At 72.6% G+C, this 21,420-nt stretch carries 20 protein-coding genes; 19 read left to right on the top strand and 1 reads right to left on the bottom strand.

Annotation, left to right across the window (positions count from 1 at the left end):
* Positions 1 to 32 precede the first annotated feature (32 nt).
* The 8 genes from IE251_RS36015 to IE251_RS35980 all read left to right on the top strand — a co-directional run bounded on the left by IE251_RS36015 (position 33) and on the right by IE251_RS35980 (position 8,636).
* Entirely contained in the window at positions 33 to 1,139 is a 1,107-nt protein-coding gene (locus tag IE251_RS36015) for a quinone-dependent dihydroorotate dehydrogenase (RefSeq protein WP_189757151.1), read from the top strand.
* Positions 1,136 to 2,020, top strand: coding sequence for an orotidine-5'-phosphate decarboxylase (pyrF, locus tag IE251_RS36010; protein WP_189757150.1), 885 nt, complete (start codon positions 1,136 to 1,138; stop codon positions 2,018 to 2,020). Before IE251_RS36015 ends, pyrF begins: the two co-directional genes overlap by 4 nt.
* Before the next feature lie 299 nt (positions 2,021 to 2,319).
* On the top strand, positions 2,320 to 2,643 hold the full coding sequence (locus tag IE251_RS36005) for an integration host factor (RefSeq protein WP_003977346.1): 324 nt from the start codon (positions 2,320 to 2,322) through the stop codon (positions 2,641 to 2,643).
* A 61-nt stretch (positions 2,644 to 2,704) separates the two neighbouring features.
* Positions 2,705 to 3,262, top strand: a complete 558-nt coding sequence (gmk, locus tag IE251_RS36000; RefSeq protein WP_189757149.1) for a guanylate kinase — start codon at positions 2,705 to 2,707, stop codon at positions 3,260 to 3,262.
* Between the two features lie 53 nt (positions 3,263 to 3,315).
* Positions 3,316 to 3,588, top strand: coding sequence for a DNA-directed RNA polymerase subunit omega (rpoZ, locus tag IE251_RS35995; protein ID WP_030620214.1), 273 nt, complete (start codon positions 3,316 to 3,318; stop codon positions 3,586 to 3,588).
* Between the two features lie 102 nt (positions 3,589 to 3,690).
* A complete protein-coding gene (coaBC, locus tag IE251_RS35990; RefSeq protein ID WP_189757166.1) occupies positions 3,691 to 4,893 on the top strand; it encodes a bifunctional phosphopantothenoylcysteine decarboxylase/phosphopantothenate--cysteine ligase CoaBC in 1,203 nt (400 codons plus the stop codon).
* Positions 4,894 to 5,142: 249 nt separating this feature from the next.
* Complete coding sequence (gene metK / locus IE251_RS35985) at positions 5,143 to 6,351, top strand: methionine adenosyltransferase (RefSeq protein ID WP_189757148.1); 1,209 nt, start codon at positions 5,143 to 5,145, stop codon at positions 6,349 to 6,351.
* Positions 6,352 to 6,476: 125 nt separating this feature from the next.
* Positions 6,477 to 8,636: a primosomal protein N' gene (locus IE251_RS35980; RefSeq protein WP_189757147.1), complete on the top strand. Its 2,160-nt coding sequence runs from the start codon at positions 6,477 to 6,479 to the stop codon at positions 8,634 to 8,636.
* Positions 8,637 to 8,794: 158 nt separating this feature from the next.
* Here IE251_RS35980 and IE251_RS35975 read toward each other — a convergent pair whose 3' ends face one another.
* Positions 8,795 to 9,337 (bottom strand): hypothetical protein, encoded by a 543-nt coding sequence (locus IE251_RS35975; protein ID WP_189757146.1) that lies wholly within the window; start codon positions 9,335 to 9,337, stop codon positions 8,795 to 8,797.
* Between the two features lie 214 nt (positions 9,338 to 9,551).
* Here IE251_RS35975 and fmt point away from each other — a divergent pair, with 214 nt between their 5' ends.
* The 11 genes from fmt to IE251_RS35920 all read left to right on the top strand — a co-directional run bounded on the left by fmt (position 9,552) and on the right by IE251_RS35920 (position 21,412).
* The gene (gene fmt, locus IE251_RS35970) at positions 9,552 to 10,484 is read left to right on the top strand and encodes a methionyl-tRNA formyltransferase (protein ID WP_189757145.1); all 933 of its coding nucleotides are present in this window, start codon (positions 9,552 to 9,554) and stop codon (positions 10,482 to 10,484) included.
* Between the two features lie 78 nt (positions 10,485 to 10,562).
* A complete protein-coding gene (locus IE251_RS35965) occupies positions 10,563 to 11,981 on the top strand; it encodes an RsmB/NOP family class I SAM-dependent RNA methyltransferase (protein ID WP_189757144.1) in 1,419 nt (472 codons plus the stop codon).
* A 55-nt stretch (positions 11,982 to 12,036) separates the two neighbouring features.
* On the top strand, positions 12,037 to 12,723 hold the full coding sequence (gene rpe / locus IE251_RS35960; protein WP_189757143.1) for a ribulose-phosphate 3-epimerase: 687 nt from the start codon (positions 12,037 to 12,039) through the stop codon (positions 12,721 to 12,723).
* Positions 12,724 to 12,813: 90 nt separating this feature from the next.
* Positions 12,814 to 13,857: a sugar-binding transcriptional regulator gene (locus IE251_RS35955; protein ID WP_189757142.1), complete on the top strand. Its 1,044-nt coding sequence runs from the start codon at positions 12,814 to 12,816 to the stop codon at positions 13,855 to 13,857.
* A gap of 50 nt (positions 13,858 to 13,907) precedes the next feature.
* Entirely contained in the window at positions 13,908 to 14,312 is a 405-nt protein-coding gene (locus IE251_RS35950) for a guanyl-specific ribonuclease (RefSeq protein WP_189757141.1), read from the top strand.
* On the top strand, positions 14,309 to 14,638 hold the full coding sequence (locus IE251_RS35945; protein WP_189757140.1) for a barstar family protein: 330 nt from the start codon (positions 14,309 to 14,311) through the stop codon (positions 14,636 to 14,638). The genes IE251_RS35950 and IE251_RS35945 overlap by 4 nt, the downstream gene beginning before the upstream one ends.
* Positions 14,639 to 14,770: 132 nt before the next feature.
* Positions 14,771 to 16,213 carry a GuaB1 family IMP dehydrogenase-related protein gene (locus IE251_RS35940; protein WP_189757139.1) on the top strand — a complete coding sequence of 481 codons (1,443 nt, stop codon included), beginning with the start codon at positions 14,771 to 14,773 and terminating at the stop codon, positions 16,211 to 16,213.
* 365 nt (positions 16,214 to 16,578) lie between these two features.
* Entirely contained in the window at positions 16,579 to 18,066 is a 1,488-nt protein-coding gene (locus IE251_RS35935) for an amino acid permease (protein WP_189757138.1), read from the top strand.
* Positions 18,067 to 18,093: 27 nt separating this feature from the next.
* Positions 18,094 to 18,546, top strand: a complete 453-nt coding sequence (locus IE251_RS35930) for an Lrp/AsnC family transcriptional regulator (protein ID WP_030620185.1) — start codon at positions 18,094 to 18,096, stop codon at positions 18,544 to 18,546.
* A gap of 293 nt (positions 18,547 to 18,839) precedes the next feature.
* Positions 18,840 to 19,628: a carbon-nitrogen hydrolase family protein gene (locus tag IE251_RS35925; protein ID WP_189757137.1), complete on the top strand. Its 789-nt coding sequence runs from the start codon at positions 18,840 to 18,842 to the stop codon at positions 19,626 to 19,628.
* 86 nt (positions 19,629 to 19,714) lie between these two features.
* On the top strand, positions 19,715 to 21,412 hold the full coding sequence (locus IE251_RS35920; RefSeq protein ID WP_189757136.1) for a flavin monoamine oxidase family protein: 1,698 nt from the start codon (positions 19,715 to 19,717) through the stop codon (positions 21,410 to 21,412).
* Positions 21,413 to 21,420 lie beyond the last annotated feature (8 nt).

Raw genomic sequence — 21,420 nt, 5'->3', positions numbered from 1 at the left:
GGAAACGGTGTCCCCCTCTTCACGAGGACACCATGTACAAGATCTTTTTCCAGCTGGTCTTCCGCCGCATGGACCCGGAGCAGGCGCACCACCTGGCCTTCCGGTGGATCCGGCTGGCCGCCCGCGTTCCCGTGCTGCGCACGTTCGTCGCCGCCGTCCTCGCGCCCCGCCACAAGGAGCTGCGCACCGAGGCGTTCGGGCTGCGGATGCACGGCCCGTTCGGGCTGGCCGCCGGCTTCGACAAGAACGCCGTCGCGATCGACGGGATGTCGATGCTGGGCTTCGACCACGTCGAGATCGGCACGGTGACGGGGGAGCCGCAGCCCGGCAACCCCAAGAAGCGGTTGTTCCGGCTCGTCGCCGACCGCGCGCTGATCAACCGCATGGGCTTCAACAACGACGGCTCGCTGGCCGTGGCGGCCCGCCTGGCCTCGCGCGAGGCGGTCTTCAAGACCGTCGTCGGCGTCAACATCGGCAAGACCAAGGTCGTCCCCGAGGCGGAGGCCGTCGCCGACTACGTGAAGTCGGCCGAACGGCTCGCGCCGCACGCCGACTACCTGGTCGTCAACGTCTCCTCGCCCAACACCCCCGGCCTGCGCAACCTCCAGGCGGTGGACCACCTGCGCCCGCTGCTCACCGCCGTGCGCGAGGCCGCCGACCGCGCCGTCCCCGCCCGGCGTGTCCCGCTGCTGGTGAAGATCGCCCCCGACCTCGCGGACGAGGACATCGACGCGGTCGCCGACCTCGCCGTGGAACTGGGCCTGGACGGCATCATCGCCACCAACACCACCATCGCCCGCGAGGGCCTGGGCCTCGCTTCCGCGCCCGCGCTGGTGGCGGAGACCGGCGGCCTGTCCGGGGCGCCGCTCAAGGCACGCTCCCTGGAGGTCCTGCGGCGCCTGTACGCGCGCGTGGGCGACCGGATCACCCTGGTGGGCGTCGGCGGCGTCGAGACGGCCGAGGACGCCTGGCAGCGCATCCTGGCCGGTGCCACGCTGGTCCAGGGCTACAGCGCCTTCATCTACGAGGGCCCCTTCTGGTGCCGGTCCATCCACAAGGGCCTCGCCGCCCGCCTGCGCACCAGCCCGTACGCCACCCTCGCCGACGCGGTCGGCGCCGATGTGAGGAAGTCCGCATGACCGCCCACCCCTCGACGAGGCCCTCCGGGCCGCGGACATCTTCTGGAGAACCCTTCGGCGCCCGGCTGCGGCGCGCCATGGACGAGCGCGGCCCGCTGTGTGTCGGCATCGACCCGCACGCCTCCCTGCTCGCCGAGTGGGGCCTGGACGACGACATCGCCGGCCTGGAGCGGTTCAGCCGCACGGTCGTCGAGGCCCTGGCCGGCCGGGTGGCCGTCCTGAAGCCGCAGAGCGCCTTCTTCGAGCGGTTCGGCTCGCGCGGCCTCGCCGTGCTGGAGAAGTCGGTCCAGGAGGCGCGCGCGGCCGGCGCCCTGGTCGTGATGGACGCCAAGCGCGGCGACATCGGCTCCACCATGGCCGCCTACGCCGAGGCGTTCCTGCGTCCGGACGCCCCGCTGTTCTCCGACGCCCTGACCGTCTCGCCGTACCTCGGCTACGGCTCGCTGTCCCCGGCCGTCGCGCTGGCCCGGGAGAGCGGCGCCGGACTGTTCGTGCTGGCGCTCACCTCGAACCCGGAGGGCGGCGAGGTGCAGCACGCGGTGCGCGCCGACGGCCGCACGGTCGGGGCGACCATGCTGGCCCACCTGGCGGCCGAGAACGCGGGGGAGGAGCCGCTGGGCTCCTTCGGCGCGGTCGTCGGCGCCACGCTCGGCGACCTGTCGTCGTACGACCTGGACATGGGCGGCCCGCTCCTCGCCCCCGGCATCGGCGCCCAGGGCGCGACCCCGGCCGACCTCCCCCGGGTCTTCGGGGCGGCCGTCCGCAACGTCGTGCCCAATGTCAGCCGGGGTGTGCTGCGGCACGGCCCCGACGCGGGCGCGCTGCGCGGCGCGGCCGAGCGGTTCGCGGAGGAGATCCGGCAGGCCCTCACCGCGGGCTGAGCCGCGGTGACGGTGCCCGCCGGAGCGCGATCCCGCCGTCCGTGGTGTGAATACACCCTCAAATCGGGGGCGATATGTGCAAAATGTCCGACCTGACGGAGGCTGACCAGGACTTTTCCGCTGTTCTCGCTGACTCTGGCGGACTTGCCCGCTAGTCTCCGAGGCAGTGGGGAACCTCCCATGCCCCTCAAGGCAGTGTGGGGAGGTCGGGCGATGCGTCGTCCGTAGCCCCCAGGTGTGGGGCGTCAGGTTCCTCACCGGTCCGTATCCGACAGTTCGACATCCGAGGTGACGTAGGCGTGGCTCTTCCGCCCCTTACCCCTGAACAGCGCGCAGCCGCGCTCGAAAAGGCCGCCGCGGCTCGCCGGGAGCGGGCCGAGGTCAAGAATCGACTCAAGCACTCCGGCGCCTCCCTGCACGAGGTCATCAAGCAGGGCCAGGAAAACGACGTCATCGGCAAGATGAAGGTCTCCGCGCTGCTGGAGTCCCTGCCGGGCGTGGGCAAGGTCCGCGCCAAGCAGATCATGGAGCGTCTGGGCATCTCCGAGAGCCGCCGCGTGCGCGGTCTCGGTTCGAACCAGATCGCCTCCCTGGAGCGTGAGTTCGGCAGCACCGGCTCCTGAGTCCGCCCGCCCGGCGGACCGGGAGTCCCGGGCACCCCGGGATTGCTGGAATAATCGCTGCATGAGTGAACGTCCGCGGCTGACCGTGCTCTCCGGCCCCTCGGGGGTCGGCAAGAGCACGGTCGTCGCCCATATGCGCAAGGAACACCCCGACGTCTGGCTCTCGGTGTCGGCGACCACCCGCAAGCCGCGCCCCGGCGAGCAGCACGGAGTCCACTACTTCTTCGTCACCGACGAGGAGATGGACAAGCTGATCGCCAACGGGGAGCTGCTGGAGTGGGCCGAGTTCGCCGGCAACCGCTACGGCACGCCCCGCGCGGCCGTGCTGGAGCGGCTGGAGAAGGGCGAGCCCGTCCTGCTGGAGATCGACCTCCAGGGTGCCCGGCAGGTCCGCGAGTCCATGACCGACGCACGGCTGGTGTTCCTGGCTCCGCCCTCCTGGGAGGAGCTGGTGCGCAGGCTGACCGGCCGGGGGACCGAGTCGCCGGAGGTCATCGAGCGCCGTCTCGAGGCGGCGCGGACCGAACTGGCGGCCGAGCCGGAGTTCGATGTGACCTTGGTCAACACCTCCGTCGAGGACGTGGCCCGCGAGCTGCTAGCCTTGATGGACGTTGTGTGATCGTGACCGTGATCACGATGTCTGATTCTTTTCCATCCATCGGAAGGTAGAGCGTGTCCTCTTCCATCACCGCGCCCGAGGGCATCATCAACCCGCCGATCGACGAGCTTCTCGAGGCGACCGACTCGAAGTACAGCCTCGTGATCTACGCGGCCAAGCGTGCCCGCCAGATCAACGCGTACTACTCGCAGCTCGGTGAGGGCCTCCTTGAGTACGTCGGTCCGCTCGTCGACACCCACGTGCACGAGAAGCCGCTTTCGATCGCCCTGCGCGAGATCAACGCCGGTCTGCTGACCTCCGAGGCTGTCGACGGCCCGGCGCAGTAGTACTTTCAGATCGCGTTTGACTTATCCACAGGCCCGGCAGTCATTCTGCCGGGCCTGTGGTGTGTCATGGGTGGTGCAGATTCTCGAATGCGAGGAGCCATGGTGGACAAGCCGAAGGTCGTGCTGGGGGTCAGCGGCGGTATCGCCGCGTACAAGGCCTGTGAGCTGCTGAGGAGGTTCACGGAGTCGGGCCATGACGTCCGGGTGGTGCCCACCGCCGCCGCGCTGCACTTCGTCGGCGCCGCCACCTGGTCCGCGCTGTCCGGCAACCCGGTCGCCACCGAGGTCTGGGACGACGTCCACGAGGTCCCGCACGTCCGCATCGGCCAGCACGCCGACCTGGTGGTGGTGGCCCCGGCCACCGCGGACATGCTCGCCAAGGCCGCCCACGGCCTCGCCGACGACCTGCTGACCAACACCCTGCTCACCGCCCGCTGCCCGGTGGTCTTCGCACCCGCGATGCACACCGAGATGTGGGAGCACCCGGCCACCCAGGAGAACGTCGCCACCCTGCGCCGTCGCGGCGCCGTCGTCATCGAGCCCGCCGTCGGCCGCCTCACCGGCGTCGACACCGGCAAGGGCCGGCTGCCCGACCCGGGCGAGATCTTCGAGGTCTGCCGCCGGGTGCTGGCCCGCGGCAGCGCCACGCCCGACCTCGAAGGACGGCACGTCGTCGTCTCCGCCGGCGGCACCCGCGAACCCCTCGACCCGGTCCGCTTCCTCGGCAACCGCTCCTCCGGCAAGCAGGGCTACGCCCTCGCCCGCACCGCCGCCGCCCGCGGCGCCCGGGTCACGCTGGTCGCGGCCAACACCGGCCTGCCCGACCCGGCGGGCGTGGACGTCGTCCGGGTGGGCACCGCCGTGCAGCTGCGGGAAGCCGTCCTGAAGGCCGCCGCGGACGCCGACGCGGTCGTCATGGCCGCCGCCGTGGCCGATTTCCGGCCGTCCGCCTATGCCGCCGGAAAGATCAAGAAGAAGGACGGCCAGGAGCCCGACCCGATCGTCCTGGTGCGCAACCCGGACGTCCTCGCGGAGATCTCGGCCGAGCGGGCCCGGCCCGGACAGGTGATCGTCGGCTTCGCCGCCGAGACCGACGACGTCCTCGCCAACGGCCGCGCCAAGCTCGCCCGCAAGGGCTGTGACCTGCTCGTGGTCAATGAAGTGGGGGAGCGCAAGACCTTCGGCGCCGAGGAGAGCGAGGCCGTGGTGCTGGGCGCCGACGGCAGCGAGACCCCGGTGCCGTACGGCCCCAAGGAGGACCTCGCCGACACCGTCTGGGACCTGGTCGTCCGGCGCCTGGGCTGACCGGCGCCACCCGGCCGGGCGGGCCTGGGTCGTGTTCACGCCACGCCGGAATTGGGCGTGGCGACCCTGGCCAAGGCCGCCGGGCATTGGGCAGAATGCCCGTGCCGCAGGTCACAGCGCTCCCGAGAGGCGAGACGGGTGGCCCGTCGGCGGAGTGCGACCGATAAACTGTTCACGGTCGACGCCGGGCGCAGCCCCGCGTCGATCGCAAATGATCAGCCAGCAGCCGCTGCAACCACAGGGAGCGTTGTGTCCCGTCGCCTGTTCACCTCGGAGTCCGTGACCGAGGGTCACCCCGACAAGATCGCTGACCAGATCAGCGACACCATTCTCGACGCGCTTCTGCGTGAGGACCCGACCTCCCGGGTCGCCGTGGAGACGCTCATCACCACCGGCCTGGTGCACGTGGCCGGCGAGGTGACGACCAAGGCCTACGCGGACATCGCGACCCTCGTCCGCAACAAGATCCTGGACATCGGTTACGACTCCTCCAAGAAGGGCTTCGACGGCGCCTCCTGCGGTGTCTCGGTGTCCATCGGCGCGCAGTCCCCGGACATCGCCCAGGGTGTCGACGCCGCGTACGAGGCCCGGGTCGAGGGCGACGACGACGAGCTGGACCGGCAGGGCGCGGGCGACCAGGGCCTGATGTTCGGCTACGCGTCCGACGAGACGCCGACCCTGATGCCGCTGCCGATCTTCCTGGCGCACCGCCTGTCCAAGCGCCTGTCCGAGGTCCGCAAGAACGGCACCATCCCCTATCTGCGCCCCGACGGCAAGACGCAGGTCACCATCGAGTACGACGGCGACAAGGCCGTCCGTCTGGACACGGTGGTCGTCTCGTCCCAGCACGCCTCCGACATCGACCTGGAGTCGCTGCTCGCCCCCGACATCCGCGAGTTCGTCGTGGAGCCGGAGCTGAAGGCCCTGCTGGACGAGGGCATCAAGCTGGACACCGAGGGCTACCGCCTGCTGGTCAACCCGACCGGCCGGTTCGAGATCGGCGGTCCGATGGGTGACGCGGGCCTGACCGGCCGCAAGATCATCATCGACACCTACGGCGGCATGGCCCGGCACGGTGGCGGCGCCTTCTCGGGCAAGGACCCGTCCAAGGTGGACCGCTCGGCGGCGTACGCGATGCGCTGGGTCGCCAAGAACGTCGTGGCGGCCGGCCTGGCCTCCCGCTGCGAGGTCCAGGTCGCCTACGCCATCGGCAAGGCCGAGCCCGTCGGCCTCTTCGTGGAGACCTTCGGCACCCACAAGATCGACCCCGAGAAGATCGAGAAGGCGATCGACGAGGTCTTCGACCTCCGCCCGGCCGCGATCATCCGCGACCTCGACCTGCTCCGCCCGATCTACGGCCAGACCGCCGCGTACGGCCACTTCGGCCGCGAGCTGCCCGAGTTCACCTGGGAGCGCACGGACCGCGTCGACGCCCTGCGCGCCGCCGCCGGCCTGTAACCCACACCCGCCCGCCCACCGAGGCCCGGCTTCCCCGCTACGGGGGCCGGGCCTCGGCGCGTCGCGGGGCGGCCGGCGATTCTGCCGGCCGGGCATTGTCGGTGGGGTTTGGTAAGAATGCTGGCGTGAGCAGCGAGAACGGGGTGTCCCGGGGAGACGGGGGCGGTGGGGCCGAAGGGGCGCCGCCGGAGCAGCTCGCGCTGATCCGGGAGAGTGTGCGCAAGGCCAAGGTGCCGCGGGCCAAGCCGCGGACCTGGCGGGGGGCCGCGCTGGCGCCGGAGCTGCCCGTCGCCCGGGTGCTGGTCGACAAGGGCGTGCTCCACCTCGACCGGTACTTCGACTACGCGGTGCCCGCCGAGCTGGACGCCCAGGCACAGCCCGGGGTGCGGGTGCGGGTGCGGTTCGGCGCCGGGCGGCACCGGGTGCGCGAGGGGCGCCGGGAGGGCGGCGGGCTCATCGACGGCTTCATCGTCGAGCGCCGGGCCGAGTCCGACTACTCCGGGCCGCTGGCCGCGCTCGCCCAGGTCGTGTCGCCGGAGCCGGTACTGGGCGAGGAACTGCTCGGCCTCGCGCGGGCCGTCGCCGACCGGTACGCGGGCAGCCTCGCCGACGTGCTGCAACTGGCCGTACCGCCGCGCAACGCCCGCGCCGAGCAGCGGCCGTCCCCTGAGCCGCTGCCCCCGCCCGAGGCGCCCGACGCCGGTTCCTGGGCGCGGTACGAGCACGGGGGCGCCTTCCTCGACGCGCTGGCCTCCGGCGGGTCGCCCAGGGCCGTGTGGAACGCGCTGCCCGGACCGATGTGGAGCGAGGAGCTGGCCCGGGCCGTCGCCGCCACCCTCGCCTCCGGGCGGGGCGCCCTGGTCGTCGTACCGGACGGGCGGGCCGCCGCGCGTGTCGACGCCGCGCTGACCGCGCTGCTCGGCCCCGGCCGGCACGCGCTGCTCACCGCCGAGGCCGGCCCCGAGAAGCGGTACGCCGAGTGGCTGGCGGTGCGGCGCGGATCCGTGCGCGCCGTCGTCGGGACACGGGCGGCGATGTTCGCGCCCGTGCGGGACCTCGGGCTCGTCGCCGTCTGGGACGACGGCGACGACAGCCACAGCGAGCCGCACGCCCCGCAGCCGCACGCCCGCGATGTGCTGCTGCTGCGGGCCGCGCTGGACCGGTGCGCCTTCCTGCTGGGGGGCTGGGGCTGCACCGTGGAGGGCGCCCAGCTCGTCGAGACCGGCTGGGCCCGGCCGCTGGTCGCCGGGCGCGAGCAGGTGCGCCGGGCCGCGCCCCTGGTGCGGACCGTCGGGGACGAGGACCTCGCGCGCGACGAGGCGGCCCGCGCCGCCCGGCTGCCCAGCCTCGCCTGGCAGGCCGCCCGCGAGGGGCTGCGGCACGGACCGGTGCTGGTGCAGGTGCCCCGGCGCGGTTACACCCCCCGCATGGCCTGCGCCCGCTGCCGGGCGCCCGCCCGGTGCCGGCACTGCTCGGGGCCGCTGGAGGGACAGGACGGGGGCGTGCTGCGGTGCGGCTGGTGCGGGCAGGGGGAGAGCGCCTGGCACTGCCCGGAGTGCGGTGGTTTCCGGCTCCGCGCCCAGATCGTCGGCGCGCGCCGCACCGCCGAGGAACTGGGGCGCGCGTTTCCCGCCGTACCGGTGCGCACCTCGGGGCGCGAGCATGTACTGGACACCGTGCCGGACACGCCCGCGCTGGTGGTCAGCACGCCGGGCGCCGAACCGGTGGCCGAGGGCGGCTACGCGGCGGCCCTGCTCCTGGACGGCTGGGCCATGCTCGGGCGTCCCGATCTGCGGGCCGGGGAGGACGCGCTGCGCCGGTGGATCGCGGCCGGTGCGCTGGTGCGGCCGCAGAGCGAGGGGGGCACCGTGGTCGTGGTGGCCGAGCCCACCCTGCGGCCCGTCCAGGCGCTGGTGCGCTGGGACCCCGTCGGGCATGCCGTGCGCGAACTGTCCGAGCGGGCCGAACTGGGCTTCCCGCCGGTGTCCCGGATGGCGGCCGTGTCCGGACCGCCGGCGGCCGTCGCCGAGTTCCTGGCGGCCGTCGAACTGCCGCCGGACGCCGAGGTGCTGGGCCCGGTCCCGCTGCCGCCCGCGCAGCCCGGCCGGCCGCGCCGGCCCGGCGCGCCCCCGCCCGGCGAACACTGGGAACGGGCCCTCGTCCGCGTCCCGCCGGGCAGCGGCGCCGCCCTGGCCACGGCCCTGAAGACCGCCCAGGCCGCCCGGATGGCCCGTGGCAGCGCCGAGCAGGTACGGGTCCGCGTCGACCCACCGGACATCGGCTGAGCCGCCGGGTACCGGCCACCGGGCGGTCGGGTCGGGTGCCGGGCGGGGGACGGGCGGCTGGGCACCGGGTGGGCTCCGGGGTGTGGCGGGGGTGCCCGCCCCACACGTCCGCCCTCCCGGGTCTCTCCGGAAGGGCGGGGGACGGGGCGGTCGGTGGGTCAGCCGTTGCGCGGGCTGGGGAAGGTGGCGGGGCGGGTGTCGTCGCGGCGGGCGGGGGCCGTCGCGGTCGGCTGGGTGGGCATGGAGCGGGCCGCGGGCACCGTCGGCACGGCGGGCAGCCCGGTGTTCACATTGATCGTGCGGGTGCCGGACGGCTCCGGCGTCCGCTCCGCCTCGGCCGCCGCCTGGGCCGCCGCGCGGCGGGCGCCGTAGCGGCGGTGCACCGCCTGTTTGGTGACCCCGAGCGCCGAGCCCACCGCGTCCCACGAGAAACCGAGTGAGCGGTCGAAGTCCACCGCGGCCGTGACCAGCGTCTCGACACTGTCGCGGAGTTCCTGGGCGAGACGGACCGTCGGGGCGGGGGCACGTCCGTAGACGACGAAGCCCGTGGACGGGCCGGAGCGGCGCGGGCGGTAGACGTTGCCCAGCTGGGCGGTGAGCGTGCGCAGCGCGTCCACCTGCCGGCGGACCCGCTCGATGTCCCGCACCAGCAAGTGCAGGCTGGCCCGGGCCTGGGCGTCGTGGGTTGCGTGGTCGGCCATGAACAAGCCTCTCGAACCGGCGTTGAAAGGAATTCGGCCGCGAAAGCGGCCCGATGTGGTCAACTCTTTCTTGACCAACGCGCCGACCCTCCGCTGGTCACGGGCTGGGGGCGTACGGGCATATGCGTACGCCGGTCGCCCACCCGTGCGCCGTCCATGGTCATAGACTGGTGCGCTGCCCGACCGCCCCCGCCCGAGAGGCCCGATCCCGCCCATGAAGCTCGTCTTCGCCGGTACCCCCGAGGTCGCCGTTCCCGCCCTGGACGCCCTGCTCGCCTCCGGGCGGCACGAGGTGGCCGCCGTCGTCACGCGGCCCGACGCGCCGGCCGGGCGCGGGCGCAGGCTGGTCGCGTCCCCCGTGGCCGAACGGGCGGAGGAGGCCGGGATCGAGGTGCTGAAGCCGCTCAAGCCCCGGGACGCGGACTTCCTGGAGCGGCTGAAGCAGATCGCCCCGGACTGCTGCCCGGTCGTCGCCTACGGCGCCCTGCTGCCCCGGCCCGCCCTGGACATCCCGGCCCACGGCTGGGTCAACCTGCACTTCTCGCTGCTGCCCGCCTGGCGCGGCGCCGCGCCCGTGCAGCACGCCGTCATGGCGGGCGACGAGATCACCGGGGCGTCCACCTTCCTCATCGAGGAGGGCCTGGACTCCGGGCCCGTCTACGGCACCGTCACCGAGGAGATCCGCCCCACCGACACCAGCGGCGACCTGCTCACCCGGCTCGCCTTCGCGGGCGCCGGGCTGCTCGCCGCCACCATGGACGGCATCGAGGACGGCACCCTGAAGGCCGTGCCGCAGCCCGCCGAGGGCGTCTCCCTCGCGCCGAAGATCACCGTCGAGGACGCCCAGGTGGACTGGGCGGCGCCCGCGCTGCGCGTCGACCGGGTCGTGCGCGGCTGCACCCCGGCGCCCGGCGCCTGGACCACCTTCCGCGGCGAGCGCCTCAAGCTCGTCCAGGTCACCCCCGTGCCCGAGCGGACCGGCCTCGCGCCGGGCCGGCTCGCGGTGGGCAAGAACAGCGTGCACGTGGGTACCGGCTCGTACGCCGTCGAACTGCTCTGGGTGCAGGCCCAGGGCAAGAAGCCGATGCGCGCGGCCGACTGGGCGCGCGGGGTGCGCATCGCGGAGGGCGAGACGCTCGGCGGCTGACGCCCCGGACGGCGGTGGCGGAGATGCCCCGACGTAGGCTGGAGAGGCATCCCCTTCTACCTCCGGAGCACCTTTTTCGTGAGCGAGTCCTCCCGGCGGCCCCGCAGGCCCGCCAAGCCCTACCGCCGTCCCCAGAAGGACCCCGTCCGCATCCTGGCCTTCGAGGCGCTGCGCGCGGTGGACGAGCGGGACGCCTACGCCAACCTCGTGCTGCCCCCGCTGCTGCGCAAGGCCCGCGACAAGGGCGACTTCGACGCCCGGGACGCCGCGCTCGCCACCGAGCTGGTGTACGGCACGCTGCGCCGGCAGGGCACCTACGACGCCGTCATCGCCGCCTGTGTCGACCGGCCGCTGCGCGAGGTCGACCCGCCGGTGCTGGACGTGCTCAGCCTCGGCGTGCACCAGCTGCTCGGCACCCGGATCCCGACCCACGCCGCCGTCTCCGCCTCCGTGGAGCTGGCCCGGGTGGTGCTCGGCGACGGCCGGGCCAAGTTCGTCAACGCCGTGCTGCGCAAGGTCGCGCAGGACGACCTGGCGGGCTGGACCGAGAAGGTCGCGCCGCCTTATGACGAGGACCCCGAGGACCACCTGGCCGTGGTGCACTCGCACCCGCGCTGGGTCGTCTCCGCGCTCTGGGACTCCCTCGGCGGCGGCCGGACGGGCATCGAGGAGCTGCTGGCCGCCGACAACGAACGGCCCGAGGTGACCCTGGTCGCCCGGCCCGGACGGGCCACCACCGAGGAACTGCTGCGCGAGGACGCCGCCGTACCGGGCCGCTGGTCGCCGTACGCCGTACGGCTCGCGGAGGGCGGCGAGCCGGGCGCGGTCGAGGCCGTGCGCGAGGGCCGGGCCGGCGTGCAGGACGAGGGCAGCCAGCTGGTCGCCCTCGCGCTCGCGAACGCCCCGCTCGACGGGCCCGACACGAAGTGGCTCGACGGCTGCGCCGGACCCGGCGGCAAGGCCGCGCTGCTCGGCGCCCTCGCCGCCGAGCGCGGCGCCGTACTGCTCGCCTCCGAGAAGCAGCCGCACCGGGCCGGCCTGGTAGCCAAGGCGCTGCACGGCAACCCGGGCCCGTACCAGGTCATCGCTGCCGACGGCACCCGTCCGCCGTGGCGGCCCGGCAGCTTCGACCGGGTGCTCGTGGACGTCCCGTGCAGCGGCCTCGGCGCCCTGCGCCGCCGCCCCGAGGCCCGCTGGCGCCGCCGCCCCGAGGACCTGGACACCTTCGCCCCGCTCCAGCGCGCCCTGCTGCGCACCGCCCTGGACTCCGTACGCGTCGGCGGGGTCGTCGGCTACGCCACCTGCTCCCCGCACTTGGCCGAGACCCGGGCGGTGGTCGCCGACGTCCTCAAACAGCACCCCGGCACCGACCTGATCGACGCCCGCCCCCTGCTCCCCGGCCTCCCCGGCCTGGGCGAGGGCCCGGACATCCAGCTGTGGCCCCATCTGCACGGCACGGACGCGATGTACCTGGCCCTGATCCGCAGGACCGCGTAGCGCCGGCCGCCCCGGGCCCGAACAGGCGTCCCCCACAGGGCATAGGCTTGGGCCCATGTCCGTGCAGATCAATCCCAGCATCCTGTCCGCCGACTTCGCCCGCCTCGCGGACGAGGCCGAGGCGGTCCGCGGCGCCGACTGGCTCCATGTCGACGTCATGGACAACCACTTCGTCCCGAACCTCACCCTCGGCGTGCCGGTGGTGGAGTCCCTGGCCCGGGCGACGGACACCCCGCTGGACTGCCACCTGATGATCGAGGACCCCGACCGGTGGGCCCCTCAGTACGTCGAGGCGGGGGCGTCGTCGGTCACCTTCCACGTGGAGGCGGCGGCCGCCCCGGTGCGGCTCGCCCGGGAGATCCGCGCGAAGGGCGCCCGTGCGTCCATGGCGCTGAAGCCCGCGACGCCCATCGAGCCGTTCGAGGACCTGCTGCCGGAACTCGACATGCTGCTGATCATGACGGTCGAGCCGGGCTTCGGCGGCCAGGCGTTCCTCGACATCATGCTGCCGAAGATCCGCCGCACCCGGGAGCTGATCAAGAAGCACGGTCTGCAGCTGTGGCTCCAGGTCGACGGCGGTGTGTCGGCCGCCACCATCGAGCGGTGCGCGGACGCGGGGGCGGACGTGTTCGTCGCCGGCTCGGCCGTGTACGGGGCCGAGGACCCGGCCGAGGCGGTGCGCGCGCTGCGCGCCCAGGCGGAGTCGGCCACCGCCAAGGCGTCCTGGGCATGCGACCACTGAGCCACGGCGAAGTGAACGGTTGAATGAAGGCCGCCCATCAGGGCGGATCAGTCGCCCCGAATCTGCGAGGATGAACGGCGAATCCAGAGTGTGAACAGCAGTGAGGAGATCGCCGTGTCGGGTATGTCGGCGGGCCGGTCAGCCATGCGGATGGGACCCGCTGAGCTGGTGCAGGCGGCGGCCATGGCCCGCCGCTTCTACCTCGAGGGCAAGTCCAAGATCCAGATCGCGGAGGAGTTCGGCGTCAGCCGCTTCAAGGTGGCCCGGGTCCTGGAGACCGCCCTCGAACGGGACCTCGTACGTATCGAGATCCGTGTGCCGGCCGAGCTGGACGCCGAGCGTTCCGACGCGCTCCGCGCCCGCTACGGGCTGCGGCACGCCGTCGTGGTCGAGTCCCCGGCCGAGGCGGAGGAGACCCCGGACCCCGAGAACCTCGGTGAGGTCGCCGCCGACCTGCTCGGCGAACTCGTCAACGAGGGTGACGTGCTCGGGCTGGCCTGGGGCCGGTCCACGATCCACATGGCGGCGGCGCTCGACCGGCTGCCGCCGTGCACGGTGGTGCAGCTGACGGGCGTGTACGACGCCGGGACCGCCGAGCGCGGCTCGGTGGAGGCCGTCCGCCGGGCCGCCCAGGTCTCGGGCGGCGACGCGCACCCCATCTACGCGCCGATGCTGCTGCCGGACGCGGCCACCGCGGCGGCGCTGCGCAGCCAGACCGGGATCGCCCGGGCCTTCGAGTACTTCGACAAGGTCACGGTCGCCTGTGTCTCCATCGGCTCCTGGGAGCCGGGCATCTCGACCGTGCACGACATGCTCAGCGACGAGGAGCGCGCGCACTACGCCTCGCTCGGTGTCGCCGCCGAGATGTCGGCGCACCTCTTCGACGCCGAGGGGCGCCGGATCGGCCGGGACCTGGGGGAGCGGTGCATCACGGTCAAGACCGACCAGCTGCGCCGTATCCCGGAGGTGGTGGCGATCGCGGGCGGGCAGCGCAAGGCCGCCGCGATCGACGCGGTGCTGCGCTCCGGGCTGGTCACCAGCCTGGTGACCGACACCTCGGCCGCCGACCACCTGCTGACGGCGGGCCAGGCGCCCAAGCCGGCGCTCAGCCGCCAGGACCCCGACGGAGTCTGACGGCGCCTCCCCGGCGGGCCCGGACGGGACGGCCGTGGCAGCATCGACGCATGCCGCCACGGTTCGTCCCCCGCGCCCTCGCCGGGCTGCTGATCTGTCTCGCCGTTCTCCTGACCGGATGTTCCGGCGCCTCCCCGCCGGCCTCCCCGGGCGCCTCCACCCCGGCCTGGGCGCACGGCATGGCCACGGTCCCCGCCTCCCGGCTGCCCGCCGAGGCCCGCGCCACACTGGCCCTGATCGACCGGGGCGGGCCCTTCCCCTACGCCCAGGACGGGGCCGTCTTCGGGAACTTCGAGCAGCACCTGCCCAGGCACCGGCGCGGCTACTACCACGAGTACACCGTCAAGACCCCCGGCTCCCATGACCGGGGCGCCCGGCGCCTGGTCACCGGGCAGGGCGGGGAGATCTACTACACCGATGACCACTACGACTCGTTCCGGGCGGTACTGAGATGAGCGAAGACCCGGCCGGCCCGCTCGTGGCCGTGCTCGACCTCGACGGCGTCACGGACAAGGCGGGCCTGATGGACCGTGCCGCCCGGTCCCTGGCGCTGCCCGACTGGTTCGGCCGCAACTGGGACGCGCTGGCCGACTCCCTGTCCGATCACACGGTCTGGCCCGAGGGCGCCGTCGAACGGGGGCTGCTGATCGTCGTACGGGGCTGGCGGCCGTACGCCGAGGCCCGGCCCGAGGAGTGGCGGACGGCCGAGGAGGTCCTCACCGAGGCCGCGGACCGCACCACCGCCCTCACCGTCGCCCTCGCCCTTGGAGGAACCTCCTAGCCGCCCGGTGGCGACCCTGGATGTTCTGTCAGGGCATGACAGACGGCCCGCCATGGGAGAATGAAGTACGTGCTCTTTCCCCCTGGCACACCTGTCAGGGGGTCACCTCTGATCGACTGGGATGTGCAGCACGTGCGTTTCCTCAATGACATCCAGCCCGCGTACGACCTGACGTACGACGACGTGTTCATGGTGCCGCGCCGCTCCGCGGTGGGCTCGCGTCAGGGCGTGGACCTCGCCTCGCCGGACGGGACGGGCACCACCATCCCGCTCGTCGTCGCGAACATGACCGCCATCGCCGGCCGCCGCATGGCCGAGACGGTGGCCCGCCGCGGCGGGCTCGTGGTCATCCCGCAGGACATCCCGATCGACGTCGTCACCGATGTGATCTCCTGGGTGAAGAGCCGGCACCTGGTGCTGGACACCCCGATCGTGCTGGCCCCGCACCAGACCGTCGCCGACGCCCTGGCGCTGCTGCCCAAGCGGGCGCACAACGCCGGCGTGGTCGTGGACGAGAACCGCCGGCCCGTCGGTGTCGTCACCGACGCCGACCTGTCCGGCGTCGACCGCTTCACCCAGCTCGAAGTCGTCATGTCCAAGGATCTGCTCCTGCTGGACGCCGACATCGACCCGCGCGAGGCCTTCAACACCCTCGACCACCACAACCGCCGCTACGCCCCGGCCGTCGACAAGGACGGCAGGCTCGCCGGCATCCTCACCCGCAAGGGCGCCCTGCGCGCCACGCTGTACACCCCGGCCGTGGACGCCGACGGCAAGCTGCGGATCGCCGCCGCGGTCGGCATCAACGGCGACGTGGCGGGCAAGGCCAAGCAGCTGCTCGACGCGGGCGTGGACACGCTCGTCATCGACACCGCGCACGGCCACCAGGAGTCGATGATCAGCGCCGTCCAGGTGGTGCGCGCCCTCGACCCGAAGGTCCCGATCGTCGCCGGCAACATCGTCTCCGCCGAGGGTGTGAAGGATCTCATCGACGCGGGCGCCGACATCATCAAGGTCGGTGTCGGCCCGGGCGCCATGTGCACCACCCGCATGATGACCGGCGTGGGCCGCCCGCAGTTCTCGGCCGTCCTGGAGTGCGCCGCCGAGGCGAAGAAGTACGGCAAGCACGTGTGGGCCGACGGCGGTGTCCGCCACCCGCGCGACGTCGCCATGGCCCTCGCGGCCGGCGCGTCCAACGTGATGATCGGCTCCTGGTTCGCCGGCACCTACGAGTCCCCGGGCGACCTCCAGCACGACGCCCAGGGCCGTGCCTACAAGGAGTCCTTCGGCATGGCCTCCGCGCGTGCCGTGCGCAACCGCACCTCGGAGGAGTCGGCCTACGACCGCGCCCGCAAGGCGCTGTTCGAGGAGGGCATCTCCACCTCCCGGATGTTCCTCGACCCGGCCCGCCCGGGCGTCGAGGACCTGATCGACTCGATCATCGCGGGCGTCCGCTCCTCCTGCACCTACGCGGGCGCCGGCTCGCTGGAGGAGTTCGCCGAGAAGGCGATCGTCGGCATCCAGAGCGCGGCCGGCTACGCCGAGGGCAAGCCGCTGCACGCCAGCTGGAGCTGACCCGCGGCCTGCCGCGATCCGCACGACGGCCCCCGCCGTTCCCCACCCGGGAACGGCGGGGGCCGTCGCCGTATCCGCCGACCTCGGAAAAGGTGCGCCTCAGGGCGTTGCGCAACGGTCGAAACCGCGCGCGCAACGATTTGTCATTCGGGGCGGATGAACGCAATGATTCTGCGGGGATGCGCAAGGTTGCTGCATTACGCCCGTGAAGGCCCGCCTCATAGGGTGCTGCGCTAGTACGTGCGTGGCGGGGACCCCGCTCGGTGGGTTCCTGCCCTCGCAGGCCCACCGGTCCCCGTCCACGAGGGCCGGCTCATCCGCCGGTCCGCGTCCGCACCACACCGGCAGCGATAAGGAGCCAGCGCGTGCTCGACCAAGGCGCACCCCCGCAGAACCAGATACCGGCCGCCCCCGCGTCCCCGGGCGTCGCCGCGCGCCTGATGCGTCGCAAGCCGGTGGAACGCCTGGTCGCGGAGGGCGGCCACGGCGAGGGAGGACAGCTTCGGCGCTCCCTCGGGCTGTGGCAGCTGACCATGATCAGCATCGGTGCCACCCTCGGCACCGGCATCTTCGTCGTCCTCGGCGACGCCGTCCCCGAGGCCGGCCCCGCGGTCACCCTGTCCTTCGTGATCGCCGGCCTCACCGCGCTGTTCTCGGCCCTGTCCTACGCCGAGCTGGCGGGCAGCATCCCGGTCGCCGGCTCCTCCTACTCGTACGCATACGCAACGATGGGCGAGCTGGTCGCCTGGGTCTGCGGCTGGTGCCTGATCCTGGAGTACGGCGTCTCGGTGGCCGCCGTCGCCGTCGGCTGGGGCGAGTACCTGAACGAGCTGCTGGACGGCACCATCGGCGTCACCATCCCGAGCGTGCTGTCCTCGGCCCCCGGCGAGGGCGGTGTCATCAACCTGCCCGCGCTGGTCGTCGTCCTGCTGGCGATGGTGTTCCTGCTCGGCGGCGCCCGCGAGTCCGCCCGCGCCAACACGATCATGGTGTGCGTGAAGATCGTCGCCCTCGTGCTGTTCTGCGCGGTCGGCATCATGGGCTTCAAGTCCGGCAACTACGCCGACTTCATGCCGCTCGGCATGAGCGGCGTCAGCGCCGCCGGCGCCACGCTGTTCTTCTCGTACATCGGCTTCGACGCCGCCTCCACCGCCGGTGAGGAGGCCAAGGACCCCAAGCGGGACCTGCCGCGGGCGATCATGCTGTCGCTGATCATCGTCACCGCGCTGTACGTGCTCGTCGCCGGTGTCGCCGTCGGCGCCTGGAACTGGAAGAAGTTCGACGGCTCGGAGGCCTCCCTCGCCGCGATCATGAACGATGTCAGCGGCCAGACCTTCTGGGGCACGATGCTGGCGCTGGGCGCGGTCATCTCCATCGCGAGCGTGGTGCTCACCGTGCTCTACGGCCAGACCCGCATCCTCTTCGCGATGTCCCGCGACGGCCTGGTGCCCAAGGCGCTCGGCAAGGTCCACCGCAAGTCCGGCGCCCCCCGCCTCAACACGGTGATCGTCTCCCTGTTCTGCGGTGCGCTCGCCGCCCTCATCCCGCTGGGCAAGCTCGTCGACGCCACCAGCATCGGCACCCTGTTCGCCTTCGCCCTGGTCAACGTCGCGGTCATCGTGCTGCGCCGCAAGCGGCCGAACCTGGAGCGGACGTTCAAGGTGCCGTTCGGGCCGCTGCTGCCGGTGCTGGGCTTCCTGTTCTGCGCGTACAACATGTTCAGCCTCGACACCGTGACCTGGGTCGTCTTCGGATGCTGGATGGCCGTCGGGCTCGTGTTCTACTTCCTGTACGGCTATCGCCGTTCCCGTCTCGCGGCCGACGACGACCTCGCGGTGACGGCAGTGAAGTGACCGAACCGAAGAAGTGAACGACCCCCTGTGCTGAACGATCTCGACGAACGCATCGTGCACGCCCTCGCCGAGGACGCCCGCCGCTCCTACGCGGACATCGGGCAGCTGATCGGCCTGTCCGCGCCCGCGGTGAAGCGGCGCGTGGACCGGCTGCGGGCCACCGGAGCCATCACCGGGTTCACCGTCCGGGTGGACCCGGCGGCGCTCGGCTGGGAGACCGAGGGGTACATCGAGATCTACTGCCGGAGCAACACCTCTCCGGAGACCATCCAGCGGGGTCTGGAGCGGTACCAGGAGGTCGTGGCCGCGTCGACCGTCACCGGCGACGCGGACGCGATCGCCCAGGTCTTCGCCTCCGACATGCGGCACTTCGAGCGGGTCCTGGAGCGGATCGCGGGCGAGCCGTTCGTGGAACGCACCAAGTCCGTCCTGGTCCTGTCACCACTGCTGCGCCGCTTCTCCTCCGGGGCACCGGGGTAGGAGCGGACGGCGGCCCGGGGCGCCTTGTCGTCGCCGGCTGCGGGCAGCGCCCCCTGAAGGGGCGCGGGGAACTGCGCGAGCAACCCCGCACGGCCCGCACCCGGCGTACGACAAGGCGCCCCGACTGCTTTTCCGGGGAAGCCCACCGGCCCGCGCAACGAATCGCCGCCCAGCCCCGATTCCGCGCAACGAACCACGCACGCGCGCGCAACGGCTCCTTCTTGTCCGGCCGAGCGCGCCGCCCGTACCGTCTTCCTGACCCCCCAACCCTGTCGTTCCGGTGAGGATCACGCATGCGCACCGCCCTGCTCCAGAGCTCCGGCCGTCCCGGCTCGATCGCCGAGAACCTGAAGGTCCTCGACGAGGCCGCGGGCCGCGCCGCCGCCGCGGGCGCCGGGCTGCTGGCCGCGCCGGAGATGTTCCTCACCGGGTACGCGATCGGCGACGACATCGCCCGCCTCGCCGAGCCCGCCGACGGCGACTCGGCCGACGCGGTCGCCGAGATCGCCACCCGGCACGGCCTGGCCCTCGTCTACGGCTACCCGGAGCGCGACGGCGACACCGTCTTCAACTCCGCCCAGCTGATCTCCGCCGACGGCACCCGGCTCGCCAACTACCGCAAGACCCACCTCTTCGGCTGCTTCGAGCGCGACCACTTCACGCCGGGCGAGCGGCAGGTCGTCCAGGCCGAGCTGAACGGGCTCACCGTGGGCCTGCTGATCTGCTACGACGTCGAGTTCCCGGAGAACGTCCGGGCCCACGCCCTGGCCGGCACCGACCTCCTCGTCGTACCGACCGCGCAGATGCACCCCTTCCAGTTCGTCGCCGAGTCGATGATCCCGGTACGCGCCTTCGAGAACCAGATGTACGTCGCGTACGTCAACCGGGTCGGTCAGGAAGGGGAGTTCGAGTTCATCGGCCTCTCCGTCCTCGCCGGCCCCGACGGCGTCGCCCGCACCCGCGCCGGCCGCGCCGAGCAGCTGGTGCTCGCCGACGCCGACCCCGCCTTCCTGGCCGCCTCCCGGGAGAACAACCCGTACCTGGCGGACCGCCGCCCCGGTCTGTACGGGTCCCTGGTCTGAGCCGCGGACCAGCCGCGAAGGAGAGCCGCGCGCAAGCGGCCGCAGCAGCCTCACCCTGTTCCACCACGCAAGGAGTCCGTACCCCCATGACGTCCACGGTGCCCAACGCCGTCGAGCACACCGACGAGCAGCAGCCGCCGATCACCATGTTCGGCCCGGACTTCCCCTACGCCTACGACGACTTCCTCGCCCACCCGGCGGGCCTCGGCCAGGTCCCGGCGACCGAGCACGGCACCGAGGTCGCGGTCATCGGCGGCGGCCTGTCCGGCATCGTGGCCGCCTACGAGCTGATGAAGATGGGTCTCAAGCCCGTCGTCTACGAGGCCGACCAGATCGGCGGCCGGCTCCGCACGGTCGGCTTCGACGGCTGCGACGACTCGCTGACCGCCGAGATGGGCGCCATGCGCTTCCCGCCCTCCTCCACCGCCCTCCAGCACTACATCGACCTGGTCGGCCTGGAGACCAGGCCCTTCCCGAACCCGCTGGCCGAGGCCACCCCGTCGACCGTGGTCGACCTCAAGGGCGAGTCGCACTACGCCGTCACCATCGACGACCTGCCCCAGGTGTACCGGGACGTCGCCGAGGCCTGGAACAAGTGCCTGGAGGAGGGCGCCGACTTCTCCGACATGAACCGCGCGATGCGCGAGCGGGACGTGCCGCGCATCCGGGAGATCTGGGCGAAGCTGGTCGAGAAGCTCGACAACCAGACCTTCTACGGCTTCCTGTGCGACTCCGAGGCGTTCAAGTCCTTCCGGCACCGGGAGATCTTCGGCCAGGTCGGCTTCGGCACCGGCGGCTGGGACACCGACTTCCCGAACTCCATCCTGGAGATCCTGCGCGTCGTCTACACCGAGGCCGACGACCACCACCGCGGCATCGTCGGCGGCTCCCAGCAGCTGCCGCTGCGCCTGTGGGAGCGGGAGCCGGAGAAGATCGTGCACTGGCCGCACGGCACCTCGCTGAAGTCCCTGCACCCGGGCGGCGAGCCGAAGCCGGCGGTGACCCGGCTGCACCGCACCGCGGGCAACCGGATCACGGTGACGGACGCGGACGGCGACATCCGCACCTACCAGGCGGCGATCTTCACCGCCCAGTCCTGGATGCTGCTGTCCAAGATCGCCTGTGACGACTCGCTCTTCCCGATCGACCACTGGACCGCGATCGAGCGCACCCACTACATGGAGTCCTCGAAGCTGTTCGTCCCCGTGGACCGGCCGTTCTGGCTGGACAAGGACGAGGAGACCGGCCGGGACGTCATGTCGATGACGCTCACCGACCGCATGACCCGCGGCACCTACCTGCTCGACGACGGCCCGGACCGGCCCGCCGTGATCTGTCTGTCGTACACCTGGTGCGACGACAGCCTGAAGTGGCTGCCGCTGTCCGCGAACGAGCGGATGGAGGTCATGCTGAAGTCGCTCGGCGAGATCTACCCGAAGGTCGACATCCGCAAGCACATCATCGGCAACCCGGTGACGGTCTCCTGGGAGAACGAGCCCTACTTCATGGGCGCGTTCAAGGCCAACCTGCCCGGCCACTACCGCTACCAGCGGCGCCTGTTCACCCACTTCATGCAGGACCGGCTGCCCGAGGACAAGCGGGGCATCTTCCTCGCCGGCGACGACATCTCCTGGACGGCCGGCTGGGCCGAGGGCGCCGTGCAGACCGCGCTGAACGCGGTGTGGGGCGTGATGCACCACTTCGGCGGCACGACCGACCCGTCGAACCCGGGCCCGGGTGACGTCTACGACGAGATCGCCCCGGTGGAGCTTCCCGAGGACTGACCCGGGAG

It is taken from the genome of Streptomyces eurythermus, assembly GCF_014649115.1.
Lineage (GTDB): Bacteria > Actinomycetota > Actinomycetes > Streptomycetales > Streptomycetaceae > Streptomyces > Streptomyces eurythermus.
This window is presented reverse-complemented; position numbering and strand designations above follow the sequence as displayed.